At 64.0% G+C, this 12444-nt stretch carries 12 protein-coding genes; 8 read left to right on the top strand and 4 right to left on the bottom strand.

Features of this window, described 5'->3' with window-relative positions; translation table 11 throughout:
- Positions 1 to 18: 18 nt before the first annotated feature.
- Together KIH81_RS00135 and KIH81_RS00130 are read right to left on the bottom strand one after the other, a co-directional pair.
- Positions 19 to 1548: a YifB family Mg chelatase-like AAA ATPase gene (locus KIH81_RS00135; protein WP_214303541.1), complete on the bottom strand. Its 1530-nt coding sequence runs from the start codon at positions 1546 to 1548 to the stop codon at positions 19 to 21.
- 20 nt (positions 1549 to 1568) lie between these two features.
- Positions 1569 to 1997, bottom strand: coding sequence for a YraN family protein (locus KIH81_RS00130; RefSeq protein ID WP_236029054.1), 429 nt, complete (start codon positions 1995 to 1997; stop codon positions 1569 to 1571).
- A 637-nt stretch (positions 1998 to 2634) separates the two neighbouring features.
- Between KIH81_RS00130 and KIH81_RS00125 the strand changes: the two genes are divergently transcribed.
- The 4 genes from KIH81_RS00125 to KIH81_RS00110 all read left to right on the top strand — a co-directional run bounded on the left by KIH81_RS00125 (position 2635) and on the right by KIH81_RS00110 (position 6078).
- Complete coding sequence (locus KIH81_RS00125) at positions 2635 to 3315, top strand: response regulator transcription factor (protein WP_214303539.1); 681 nt, start codon at positions 2635 to 2637, stop codon at positions 3313 to 3315.
- Positions 3312 to 4628: a sensor histidine kinase gene (locus KIH81_RS00120; protein ID WP_214303538.1), complete on the top strand. Its 1317-nt coding sequence runs from the start codon at positions 3312 to 3314 to the stop codon at positions 4626 to 4628. Before KIH81_RS00125 ends, KIH81_RS00120 begins: the two co-directional genes overlap by 4 nt.
- Positions 4625 to 5272, top strand: a complete 648-nt coding sequence (locus KIH81_RS00115) for a hypothetical protein (RefSeq protein ID WP_214303537.1) — start codon at positions 4625 to 4627, stop codon at positions 5270 to 5272. Before KIH81_RS00120 ends, KIH81_RS00115 begins: the two co-directional genes overlap by 4 nt.
- Before the next feature lie 134 nt (positions 5273 to 5406).
- Entirely contained in the window at positions 5407 to 6078 is a 672-nt protein-coding gene (locus tag KIH81_RS00110; RefSeq protein WP_214303536.1) for a hypothetical protein, read from the top strand.
- 33 nt (positions 6079 to 6111) lie between these two features.
- Here the strand turns inward: KIH81_RS00110 and KIH81_RS00105 are convergent, their stop codons facing one another.
- The gene (locus KIH81_RS00105) at positions 6112 to 6786 is read right to left on the bottom strand and encodes a hypothetical protein (protein WP_214303535.1); all 675 of its coding nucleotides are present in this window, start codon (positions 6784 to 6786) and stop codon (positions 6112 to 6114) included.
- 350 nt (positions 6787 to 7136) lie between these two features.
- On the opposite strand from KIH81_RS00105, the gene KIH81_RS00100 reads away from it, so the two are divergent.
- Genes KIH81_RS00100 through KIH81_RS00085 form a run of 4 tightly spaced genes read left to right on the top strand, consistent with a single transcriptional unit; the run spans position 7137 to position 11083 of the window.
- Positions 7137 to 7730 (top strand): hypothetical protein, encoded by a 594-nt coding sequence (locus KIH81_RS00100; RefSeq protein WP_214303534.1) that lies wholly within the window; start codon positions 7137 to 7139, stop codon positions 7728 to 7730.
- A 48-nt stretch (positions 7731 to 7778) separates the two neighbouring features.
- Positions 7779 to 9044, top strand: coding sequence for a hypothetical protein (locus tag KIH81_RS00095; protein WP_214303533.1), 1266 nt, complete (start codon positions 7779 to 7781; stop codon positions 9042 to 9044).
- A complete protein-coding gene (locus tag KIH81_RS00090; protein ID WP_236029018.1) occupies positions 8992 to 9864 on the top strand; it encodes an ATP-binding cassette domain-containing protein in 873 nt (290 codons plus the stop codon). The genes KIH81_RS00095 and KIH81_RS00090 overlap by 53 nt, the downstream gene beginning before the upstream one ends.
- 10 nt (positions 9865 to 9874) lie before the next feature.
- On the top strand, positions 9875 to 11083 hold the full coding sequence (locus tag KIH81_RS00085) for a hypothetical protein (protein ID WP_214303532.1): 1209 nt from the start codon (positions 9875 to 9877) through the stop codon (positions 11081 to 11083).
- 218 nt (positions 11084 to 11301) lie between these two features.
- Here KIH81_RS00085 and KIH81_RS00080 read toward each other — a convergent pair whose 3' ends face one another.
- Positions 11302 to 12174, bottom strand: coding sequence for a pyridoxamine kinase (locus KIH81_RS00080; protein WP_214303531.1), 873 nt, complete (start codon positions 12172 to 12174; stop codon positions 11302 to 11304).
- Positions 12175 to 12444: the final 270 nt, after the last annotated feature.

Raw genomic sequence — 12444 nt, 5'->3', positions numbered from 1 at the left:
CTCATGATGATCGGTCATTTACATCCTCGTCCTTAACTCGATACCCTGATGGACATCCTGCTCGGTGGGCGAATACCGGCCGTTCAAGTCGGCGAGCGTCCACGCCAGGCGCATGGCCCGGTCGGCGCCACGCAACGTGAGTTGATGATTGGAGAGTGCCTGGTTCACCAGTTCCATGGCCTTCAACGACGTGTTCGCGTGCAGCCAGTTGCCTGAGGCCTGCGCGTTGCAGGTCCATCCGAACTCCTGGAACCTGCGTTTGGCCACCATCCGGGCCTCGATGACCCGTTCGCGGATCCGCGCGCTGGACTCTCCCGGAGTCTCGTTGCGCACCGCTATGCGGGAGACCGGCGGCACGGCCAACTGGATGTCCACGCGATCCAGGATCGGCCCGACCAGACGGGAGAAATACTTCGTGCGATCCTTCTCCTTGCAGGTACAGCGCTCGCCGGTGCCGTAATAGTATCCGCACGGGCAGGGGTTCGCGGCCATGATGAGTTGGAATCGTGCCGGATAGTAGGTGCTGCCCTTGGCCCGTGACAAGGCCACATACCCGGATTCCAACGGTTCGCGCAGCGTCTGCAACGCCCGCGCCGAGAATTCCGGCGCCTCATCGAGAAACAGGATGCCCCGATGCGCCCGGGTGATGGCACCCGGCATGGCGATGCCGCTACCTCCGCCCACCAGCGCCGCCGTGGTGGCGGTGTGATGCGGCGCTTCGAACGGTGGCACATCCGTGATGCCGTACTGGGGCAGCGTGCCGCACAGGGAACGGATCGACGCCACCTCCAGCTGCTCCGGTTCGGCCAGCGGCGGCATGATGCCGGGCAATCGTGAAGCCAGCATGGTCTTGCCCGCGCCGGGAGGACCGGTCATGATGAGATTATGGCCACCGGCCGCCGCCACCTGCAACGCCCATTTGGCGTATTCCTGGCCCAGCACCTCGCTCATATCGCCGCATGAGAGTGTTGCGGACGGCGATGATTCCGCGGATTCGTCATCGGCGAGTATCAGCTCGGGAATGGTGTAGGTGGCGTTGCCTCCCATGAGCTCGATGAGTTCGCCCACATGCCTGACTCCGATCACGTCCATGCCGTCCACCATGGCCGATTCCTCGAGATTGCGGTACGGGATGATCATCTTGCGTATGCCGCGTTCCTCGGCATGGAGCATGATCGGCAGCAACCCGTGGATGGGCAGCACCGAGCCATCCAGATTCACCTCGCCGAGCATGATGGTGTCCTCCAGACAGTCATGCCCGATCGCGCCGGCGGCGCACAGCACGCTGGCCGCGATGGCCAGATCATGCGAGGAGCCGCGCTTGGGCATCGCCGCCGGGCTCATGTTCACGGTGACGCGCGTCTGCGGCCAGACGAATCCCGAGGCGTGGCAAGCGGATTTCACCCGTTCCCGGGCTTCGGACAGGCTCGTGTCCGGCAATCCGATGATGTTGAAGTAGGGGAGGCCCGGACTGATGAACGCCTGCACCTGCACGATGAAGGCCTTGAGCCCGACCAGTCCGACCGAGAGCGTTCTGCCGATGGCCATGCGTGGCTCCTTTCCGTATTTCAGAAGGCGTTGGGGATATGAAGCACCGAGGGGCGGCCCAGATGCATCACGACGGTGATGACATCGAACCGCACGCCGGCATGGGGCACGCGATTGCGCCGGTCGACGAGCCATTCGCAGGCGGCGCGTCTGAGATTACGCTGTTTGGTGGGCGTCACGGCCTCCTGCGGCACGCCGTACTGGGCGTTGCGGCGGGATTTCACCTCCACGAACGCCACGATGCGTTCGGGAGTGAGAGCGACGATGTCCAATTCGCCATAGCGTGTGCGCCAGTTGCGAGACAATACGACCCATCCTTGGACTTCCAGCCAATTGGCTGCGTACTGCTCGCCGAGGGAGCCGAACCGTTTGGCGCTCATGGTGCGGTCGCCCATCAAGGCGGCGAGATGATCCAGAGGCGAGGACGATCCGGCGTCGGGAACGTCCAATGAAGGTTGCCGATAGCCGGCGACGGTGCCGGTCCGGTCGTTGGAATTGAAGTCGGTGTGCGGAGCATTGCCCGGACAGTCGAAGGGACGCGGGGCGGTCGGGCGGATATCCCGGTGGAAACGATACGGGGCGGAAGGCGGCGGTTCTGTGGCTATGGCATTCATGGTTCCACTGTGCCGGGCGCGTGCATTCGGACACAAGTACGAACGGCGAATGTGGAGAACATGACGCGCCTTGGCGTGTTGTGGACAGCGTGTGGAAGGAACCGCGGTTATCCACCTTTTGTTAGGAAGGTTTGCGGATATGTAAGGCTCTGTCAAACAGAGATTGATATGAATTCCATTGGACTACCCCTCAGTCGGCTTCGCCGACAGCTCGTCCTGCAATTAATGACGAACTTCGTTCACCGTCTATTGGTTCGGCTGTCGCCTCGCACATTGCCTACAAACGGCCCTGCCGTTTGCTTCACGGCAATGTCCTGATAAGGGGAGCCAAGAATAAGAGCCATGCCAATCATGGTTTAACAGAGCCCTATGTAGTCCTGCGGACGACAGGAATCGCCGTGAAGTCCTGCCGTGCGGTGATACGGTTGGAGTCAACGCTATACGATCATGGCGATCACAGGGGAAGCGGCATATGCAAGACGAAACCGAATCGACCCAGACGGTCCGTCCCATCGTGACCATCGGGCTGCTGGACAACGACGAGTTCTCCCTGGCGTTCCTCGAACGGTCCATCGGCGAGCTCATGCCCGAGGCGCGCGTCATCTGGAAGACCACCTCCGGTCGTGACGCGGTGGCCCGCTGCCTGGACGCACGTACCAGCCCCAACGTGCTGCTCACCGACATGTCCATGGACGAACTGTCCGGACTGGTGGTATGCAAGACCATTCGAACCGAGACCGCGCGCGTGATGATCCTCGCCGTCACCTCGTTCTCGTTGGCCGTGTATGCGGCGAAGGCAGCCGAAGCCGGGGCGCAGGGCATCGTGCCCAAATCCGTGGAGACGCCGATCATCCAGGCCATCCGCACCGTAGCCGCCGGCGGTACCTGGGGCGAGGGATTCGAGACCGCGGCGGCGGCCCACGCGAGGCTGGGTGGACGGCGCACGCCGCGGCAACTGCTGCTCTCCGATCGTGAGGCCGAAGCCATGAACCTGTGCTCGCGCGGACTGGACACCGAGCAGATCGCCGAGAACATGCATCTGAGCCAATCCAGCGTCAAGACGTACCTCCAACGGGCCATCCGCAAACTCGGCGTCACCACGCGAGGCCAGGCCGTGGCCCTGTGGACCGGAGCCTCGGAAGGCGAACGATGAACGCCGGCATATCGGCTCCCAGCGGGGAGGACGGGCGCGCCGGCCGGGACAACGGGCCCGCGGCGGCTGCCGGAATCAGGTCCGGGGAACCGGCAATCACGTCCGGCAGCCCGGCGGCCGCATTCCGCTGGCTGCGCGCGCACTGGTTCCGACTGGTCATCGCCGCGTTCGCACTCGCCGCCACGCTGGTGGAATGGTCCGTGATCCCGCCGATCTATCCGCTGAACTTCCTGTTCTCCGGGCTTTCGGTGGTGGGCATCCTGCTCTCGCCCTTCCTGCCTCGCATCTCCGGCTGGCTCATCATCGTCACCGTGGTGGCGCGACTGTTCGTGCTCGACCTGTCCGGTCCGAACCCGCTGTGGGCCGCGTATCTGGCGCTCGCGATCATCGGATACGACAGCGCGATACCGGTGGCCGTGGCGGCGCTCCTGACCGTCTCGCTCGCCGAATGCATACCGGTGGCGCTCAACACGTTCAATGCGCTGTCCGCCACATGGATCGGCATGGTCAACTACATCGGCATGTTCACGCTCGCCACCATGGGCGGCATGTCCTTCCGCTGGCGTCGGCAGCGCGACGAGATTCGCGAACAGGCCATGGCGCTGGAACGCCGGCAGTGGCAGCTGGATACGTTGCAACGCAACACGCGACTGGCCTCGCGCATCCACGACTCGGCCAGCGGCGGACTCTCGTACATCGCGTTGACCGCGCAACGGCAACTGCGTCGCATCGGCAACGACGCGGAACATCAGACCGAGCGTCAGGATTGGCAGTTCGTCAACGACCAGGCCCTGGCCGTACTGGATGAGATTCATCACGTCATCGATCTGCTGGAACAGCCCGAACGAACCGGGCAATCCGCGCCCCGCGTCGGCCGGCATCAAGATGCGATCGATACGGCGATACGGGATGCGAAGGCCAAGCTCGGACAGTTGGGATTCGCGGGCACCATCGAATCGCGCGGCGAGAGACCGCAGGATTACGCGGACGAATCGTTCGAGGCCGCAGCCGATCTTCTCGGCGAGATCGCGGCCAACATCACCCGTCACATGGGTCCGGCCCAAGGCGAGTACCGGTGCGTCGTCACGTACGGCGACGACGCCATCGAAATCATGGAAACCAACCCGATCATGTCGGCGAATGGGAGCGCCGGACTTAAGCCGCACGGCAGCGGACTGGCGATGCACCGGCGCATCATCATGCGGCTCGGCGGCGAACTCAATACCAGCGCCGAGGATGGCGACTGGGTGTTGTACGCGCGCATCCCCGCCGGGACAGGAGCTGTCCGGCCGAAATCGGGGCGTGCATCATGAAACGGGTCATGGATGCCGAGCGGACCGACCGTGATGATGAGACGTTCGCGGATGCTGACACGACCGGGTCGTCCGAGATGCGGCACTCGGAGTCGGATTCGAACAAGAGCTGCACCAGCTGGATGCGGCGGCAAGGCAGTCGCCGGTGGCGTACCACAACGGCCGTAATACTGGCGCTCGCCGCCATCGCCGTGACGGTTGCGGTTTCGCTCCTGCCCGAACCATGGCGGGATGTGCAGTCAAATGCGAAGACGAGCGCGAACGACCCGCTGCCCACCACCAGCGAACATCCGGACTTCACCGGACCGCACAAATACGAATTCCTCAACGCATGGAACAACCTGCACACCGAAGTGGGGCGTGATGTGCTGGAGGACGGCGTGGTGACCGACGACGAACGGAGCGAGGTCTTCTTGGCGTACAACCAATGCCTGTCCGTCTACGGCCTGCAGTCCCGGCCGTTCGTGGATGAGAACGGCAAGACCAATGGGCAGACGGTGGTGTCGATCCGCGGGTCCATGAGCAGCGAACAGCAGTCGGACGTCATCGACCAGTGTGCCATCGGCTCCGATTACCGGTGGATAGAGCCATTGGCGGCATATGGCAGTGACCATCCCGCCGCGCTGGGTGATATGCAGCGGTGATGTGCCACGGACGCTCCTTGTCATCCTGATTGTCATCCTGAGGACGACGTCTATCCGCGACATATGCGGCTTCTTTCCGTACGGTTGACGATGAGGCGGCGCATGGGCGCTGCGTAACGGCAAGGAGGCTGGGCATGAAGGGCGAACGAGTGAGGTGTCGGCTGGCAGTGGTGACGCTCACGACACTGTGCGTGATTGGCATGGCCTGCATGCTGGCGGGCTGTGCGGGACCGGCCACGAATGCGGGAGACGGTTCGGCCGCCGGAACGGCAGACGGATACGATCTCAACGCGCACTATTCGGCGGAACTCAAACAAGCCCGTGCGCAACTCAAGGAGCAAGGCGACGGCTTCGCCGTGGGGATACTGGAGGATGGCGTCATCACCCAAGCCGAACTCGCCGAAGTGAATGACCGCATCGTGCAATGCCTGACCGATTACGGATACGCGAAGGACTCCATCGATATGGGCGAGCTCGGCTCGATGAGCGTGCATCCGCCCAGCGGCATGACACAGGAGGAATCCTCGGCCTGGGGCGGGTCGGTGAACCAGGACCTGCAGACCTGTGAGACCAGGGACGGCGCGCGTACCATATGGCAGCTGGCCAGCGCCGTACAGGCCAATCCGAACAACGACGGCGCCGACATCCGGCAGACCATCGTCGATTGCTATGTGCGCGAAGGACTGGTGGAGCAGTCGTACACCGTGGATGATTACGACCGGGACAGCCGCGAGGGCACCGGACCGTTCTCCGATGCCCGCCGCGCCGATGCGGGGTATCGGCAAAAGCTCGAAGCGTGCGGATGATGATCGACGCGGCCACCAACAGGACCGGCGTTTTCACTTGCGCGGGTCGTCATTGCATTGGATCCAGCTTTCGTAGTTCTGCTCGCTGTAGTACTTGCCGCCGGGGTTGAACTGTTGGCTGAACTGTAAGTATTCCTCGCCGTCTGCGTCGACGAGCGGAACATCGTCCGCGGTGAACTCCGGGCCGACCGCGTCCTTGCGCTTGAGACATTCCGCCAGATCCTGACGTACCTCCTCCGCGGTGCGGTTGCGCAGTTCGCCATCCGGATCCTGAGTCAGAGCGTTGTACAGGTGCGTGATGAAAAACTGGCCCGATTCCTTAGAACAGATGATGTCCTGCTCATTGAACCGCTGCTGCTCGGCGTCGCCCATATCGCCGGCCTGCATCTGGGCGGAACCATCCGGATACACGTAGTCGTATACGAACCCCGCATCCGCCATGCACGACTGGTACCGGCTCGCCACCTCCGTGGCCTCCGCCTCGGTGATTCGCTCGTCGCGCAGCACATCCTGCGCGAACGTGTTGCCGTTTTCGCGGGCTTGGTCATAGGACCGGCGGAAGTCCTCGGCCCATGGTCCGGAGAACGTCGGCTCGGCTTTTGCTCCGGCCTGTGGCGTGGATGCCGGACCGGTGCATGCGGCGGTGGAACACGCCAGCGCGAGGGCCAGCAGCGGAGCGGCGACCTTGGTGATTTGCGGGCGCTTCATCGTGCATCGTTCCTTTCCTCGGACCTCGATGTCCGTTTCGATATCTTCAGGCTATGGGTTGTGTTCGGGAGTGGTGAGCGGAAGTGTAGTCCCAGCGACTACAGGGGGATTGCGGGCTTTGCGGATGCCGTGCCTAAGCTGAAATCGTGACAAGGAGGTCCGTCATGGACGATGGAGGGACGATGAACGGAAAGATTCGGGAAACAGGCGACGTCAGACGATCGGGCTGTCGGGGAGCCCGTCGTCTGGTTGCGGCCGCGGTAATCCCGCTGGTCCTGTTGATTGCGGCGTGCGGGGCGCCGGCGAACAACGCGAACGGTGCGACGGGCAGCGGCTCAAAACAAACCTCCGTGACCTGCAAGGCACCGGACTTCACCGGACCGTACGCCAGCGAATTCAAGGGTGCGTACGACCAGTCCAAAACCGAACTGGCCAAGCGCATCCTCGAGGACTGCCAAATCACCGATGCAGAACTCAACGAGATTCTCGATGCGCAGAACCAATGCCTGGCACCCTACGGATTGGTCGCTACGAAAGGCCAGCTCGCCCGGCTGCGGGAAAGCGCGCTGAGCGATGAGGAGATGAACCAGAAGAATTCGGAATGCGCCGAGAAGACGGATCTGTGGAACGTCGAATCGATGTATGACGCGATGCAGGACAATCCGGACAACCTCGACGCCGAGGCGCTCCATAAGGCGTCGTACGAATGTCTCAAGACGCACGACCTGCTGCCCAAGCCGTTGACCGAACAGGAATACCTGGACATGGAAGTCAGCAGCTCGCAAGGGTTGAGCGAGGAACAGATAGCCGAGAGAATTCGCAAGTGGAACGAGTTCTACAACGTCTACATGGAATACAACGACGACGGCATCCGCAATCCGAACTACGACGCCGCCAAGGCCACGCAGTTCTGGCAGTGCCAGACCGATCCGATGAACCAGTGACGCCGCAACGACGCGGCGGAACGACACCACGACATCAAGGAGCCCATCATGGACAGGACGCAGACCGGCAACGGCAAGAAGGAAGCCCGTGCGGCCGCCAAACGGAACCGTGCGGAACGGCGGGCAGCCCGCAACGGCGTGGCGGTCTCCATCGTGGTGCTGCTCGCACTGGTGATGCTGGCGGTGGGCGTCGGCGGCGGATTCCTCCTGACCCGCTCGCAGATTCCGCCTTCGTTGGTCTCCACGACCAGGGCGACCACGGTGAAAGTCGCCTCCGCCCGGTTCGACGACTCACGTTCCGTGGCGCTCGCCGTGGCGTTGGGAGAATCCTCCACCGTCACTTCGCCGGTGAGCGGAACCATCACCGGCACGGCCGCCAGCGCCGGAACCACCATCTACTCGGGCGGCACCGTGTTCGACGTGGACGCCAAGCCGATACTCGCCCTGCACACCGACGTGCCGCTCTACCGCACCCTTACCAGCGGCACGCAAGGCCCTGACGCGGCCGGGCTCAACGCCGCGCTGCGCAGGCTCGGATACGCCGCCCCCGACTCCGATTGGATGACCTGGGACACCATCGCCGCCTACAACGCGCTCGCTGACAGCGAAGGCGCGGCCCGCATCGGCGCGGATAACGGCTGGTCCATTGGCTCCGATTCGTTCGTGTGGCTGCCCGCCGATTCGGTGACGGTCAAACAATCCTCCATCGCCGTGGGCCGGCAAATCACGGCAGGTGTGGACCTGTTCACCACGGCCGCGATCCCGCTCAAGGCCACGATTCCTGCCTCGGCCGGCGATCTGGTGGCCGGCGACCGCACGATCACCATCGGCGACCAGACCTTCACCGTGCCCGCAGGAACCACCGAGCTCACCGACCCGGCACTGCTGGCTGCGGTCAACGCATCCGCACCCTTCCGACTGGCCTTGCTCGGCTCGGACCAGAGCGGTTCGATGAGCGCGGGCGGCGGATCCGTGATGGTCTCCGGCGGAGCATCGGCCGGAGGAACGTTGAACGTGTCCTACGACTGGAAGCTCGCGCAACCGTTGACCGCGCTCAGCGTGCCGCCGTCCGCCGTCTACGATGCCACGGGCGGTTCGGGATGCGTGAGCGTGGACGCCAAACCGGTGCCGGTCACCATCGTCGCCTCCCAACTGGGCAAGACGATGGTCTCCGTGGACGGTGCCTCGGCATTCGACCACGTGGACGTGACTCCGCGGACCAGCGCGCATTGCAGTGCCGCGACTGGTGGAATGCCCGCCGATGACACGGTTTCGAGCGGCGCGACTGCGCATGATGCTCAAGGCGGTGAGTGAGATGCGCAACGTCCTGTGGTCTTCATGGCGGGGGAGGGCCGAGACATCGGTTCGTGCCGCGATCTATGCCGCCGATGCGCAGGATGGTCGGGCGGATATGGATTCCTCTTCGAGTGAGCATGCGGCCGGCGAGGATCGTCGCGTGCTCTTGCGGGACGTGGGGCACAGCTTCGACCGCACCGGCGAGGACATGTTGTTCCGGCACCTGACCATGACCCTGCACCCCAAGCACGTGTACGCGCTGACCGGGCCGTCGGGTTCGGGCAAATCCACGCTGCTGTCCATCATCGCCGGATGGGTCACACCGGTGACGGGCACGGTGGAACGCATCGGATGCGGGCGCGTGTGCTGGGTGCTGCAGAACCCGCATGGCGTGGCGTGGCGGTCCGCGCTCGACCATGTGGCATTGCCGTTCATCGCGCGAGGCGAACGGCGGCATGACGCCGAAACGCACGCCATGGAACTGCTGGATGCCTTCGGGCTGACAACGTTGGCGCGCAAACCCTTCCGGGACCTCTCCGGCGGGGAAGCGCAACGGCTCATGCTCGCCCGTGGTGTGGCCTCCCACGCCGGACTCCTGCTTGTGGACGAGCCGACCGCGCAACTGGATCTCAACACCGCCGCCACGGTCAACGAACACCTGCACAACCTCTCGATGAGCGGCGCGATCGTGGTGGTGGCCACGCACGACCCGCGCACGCGCGACGCCTGCACCGACCTCATCGACTTGCGGGATTGGCAAAGCGACGAGGTCGCCGGGCGCGATGAGACGCCGGCCGTCAATGGGCATGAGCAAGGGCAGGGGCATCGCAATGAATGACAGGACACGGATGAACCGGCCGCATATGCGCCTGGCCGGCATGCTGGGGGAGGCATGGCGCGACCTCATCACCGGGACCAGCCATGCCTGCGCGTTGGCCGTGGGACTCGCCTGCCTGATGGCATTGCTGGCGGGCGCCGACTGGCTCACCATCGCCGCAATTCAGAAGCAGACGGACGAGTACGTGGCCTCGGGTGGATCCACTTGGATCATGGAGTACAACAACCGCGTCGACGGTGCGGCCTGCGACCGGCTTGCTTCGCTGGATGGCGTGCAGGCGGCCGGAGCCGTGCGCCAGACCGATCGGAAGATGACGTTCGCGGCCCTGCCGTCCACCGGTGTGCCCGTAATGGAGATCACGCCCGGCGCGGCCAACGTATTCATGCTGAGCACCACCGGCACGGGGTGGGGCAGCGGTGCTGCGGTCGCGTCGAATGCCGCATCGGGAAGTGCGGTGGCGTCGGGAGCGGAGTCGATTGTGGCCGGTGGCGGGACTTCAGCAGCTCCTGTGGATGGCGTCTTGCTCTCGAAGGAGGCGGCGGATCCGTTCGCGGTATCGGCGGGGCAAACGTTAGCACTGAAAGACGGTCGCAACGTCACGGTGGCCGGCGTATTCGACTGGCCGGATGACGGACGCAAATCCGGCTTCTCCTACGCGGCGCTGACGCCGGTGCCCGCGGATTCGGAAGCGGCGTTCAACCAATGCTGGGTGCGCGCGTGGCCCGAAACCGAAAACCTCGAATCATTGCTGCGGCTGGCGGGCGAAGGCACCGCTACGGGAACCGAGGCGGAGCGGCCGCAGATCTACAAACTCAACACGTCCAAGGGCAGCGCGCTGGACAGCGCGGCTCTGTTCGGGGCGCGACTGACCGCCTATACGCCGTGGATCGCGCTCGCGGCGGCGCTGGTGCTGGGATACATCGCCACGCGGATGCGCAAGTTGGAGATGGCTTCGGCGCTGCATTGCGGCGTGCCGAAGATGGCGTTGCTCATGCAGATCGGATTGGAAACACTGGTGTGGGCCGTGGCAGGCGTGCTGCTGGTCAGTCCGTTGCTGGCTTGGGTGTGGCTGGAGAATCGCGGTGATGAGGCCGCGGCGTTGACCGACGTGCTGCTGCGCGTGCCGGTGGCGGCGGTCGTGGGCGTGATGCTCGGCGCGTGCGCGGCGGTGCTGCTTACGCGCGAAAGTCATCTGCTGAAGTATTTCAAGAACCGGTGAGAGGACTTGGCTCCCCTTGTCAGGGGAGTTGTCGCCGCAGATGACTGAGGAGTGGTCCTGAAGCAGGGTATGACGATCTGCGTTTACGAGATTCAAGTCTGAGTTTCCGGACTCAAACTGATATCCTGCTATCGAATTCCGTGGGACTACCCCTCAGTCCGCTCCGCGGCCAGCTCCCCTGACAAGGGGAGCCAAGGTTTTGCTGGAGCCAAGAAAAGTCACTTCACAAGGGCGGTGAGCTCGCCGAGGTTGAGCTCGAAGCTCACGCCGCGCTCCTCGAAGTTGGGCTGGTGACGGGTGCTCTCCATCGCATGGCGTACGAACTCGCCGGCGATTTCGGCGGACTCGGCCAGACCACGGCCCGCCAGCACGGCGCCGCACAGCGCGGAGGCGAAGGCGTCGCCCGTGCCGTGGATCATGTACGGCAGCTTGTCATGTGCGAGCTCGATCTTGTTCTCGGCACCGGTGGAGGCGCTGGCCACGTAGTTCACGATCTTGCCGTCGCCGTGGTCGATGCCCTTGAGGACCACGTTCTTGGCACCCAGCTTGAGCAGCGCGTCGAGCAGGTCGGTCACCGCGGCGTCGTCCAGATCCTGGCCCGGGTAGTCGCGCTTGGTGAGGATCGAGGCCTCGGTGAGGTTCGGCATGAGCACGTCGGCGCCGTCCGCCAGCGCGCCCATCGCCTCGCACAGCTCCGGCGTGTAGGTGGGGTACATCTGGCCGGCGTCGCCCATGACCGGGTCCACCAGGCGCAGGGCCTTCGGGTACTCGCGGTACAGGCGCTGGATGATCGCCACCTGATCGGGCGAGCCCAGGAAACCGGAGTACACGCCGTCCAGGTCCACGTTCTCTTTCTGCCATGCGTCAAGGTAGCCGGAGAGGATATCGGTGGTGTCATGGAAGGTGAACACCGCGTAGCGGGTGTGCGCCGAGAACAGGGCGGTCGGCACCGGGCACACATCGCAGCCGGCGGCCGAAAGAATCGGGATGGCCGCGGTCAGCGAGCACTTGCCGTAACCGCACATGTCATGCACGGCGGCCACGCGCGGAATGTACAGCGGGTCGCGATCGTACAACGTAACGTCAGCCATGAATTGCTCCAATCATCGGATGGAATGGTGGAATCGAACGAAGCCGACTGTAGTCGATGCGTGTTGCGCGTGCCCGGCGTGTCGCACGTATCGAGACGACTTTTTCGGACATGCATGGCACCTCTGAGCCCAATGATCCCAACGGGTTATAAGGGTCTATAGGCAACCCCGATAACGATCGGCTTGCCTCAGGCGGTGCGGCGCGCGTACCTTCATAACCAACACCTCGCCAACCGCCGAACACGGCAGGCGGGTGACGAGGAAAAGAAC

The sequence above is a fragment of the Bifidobacterium miconisargentati genome (genome assembly GCF_019331675.1).
In the GTDB taxonomy this organism is placed as follows: Bacteria; Actinomycetota; Actinomycetes; order Actinomycetales; family Bifidobacteriaceae; genus Bifidobacterium; species Bifidobacterium miconisargentati.
Note: the sequence above shows the minus strand (reverse complement) of the source record. Positions and strands in the feature narration are given on the sequence as shown.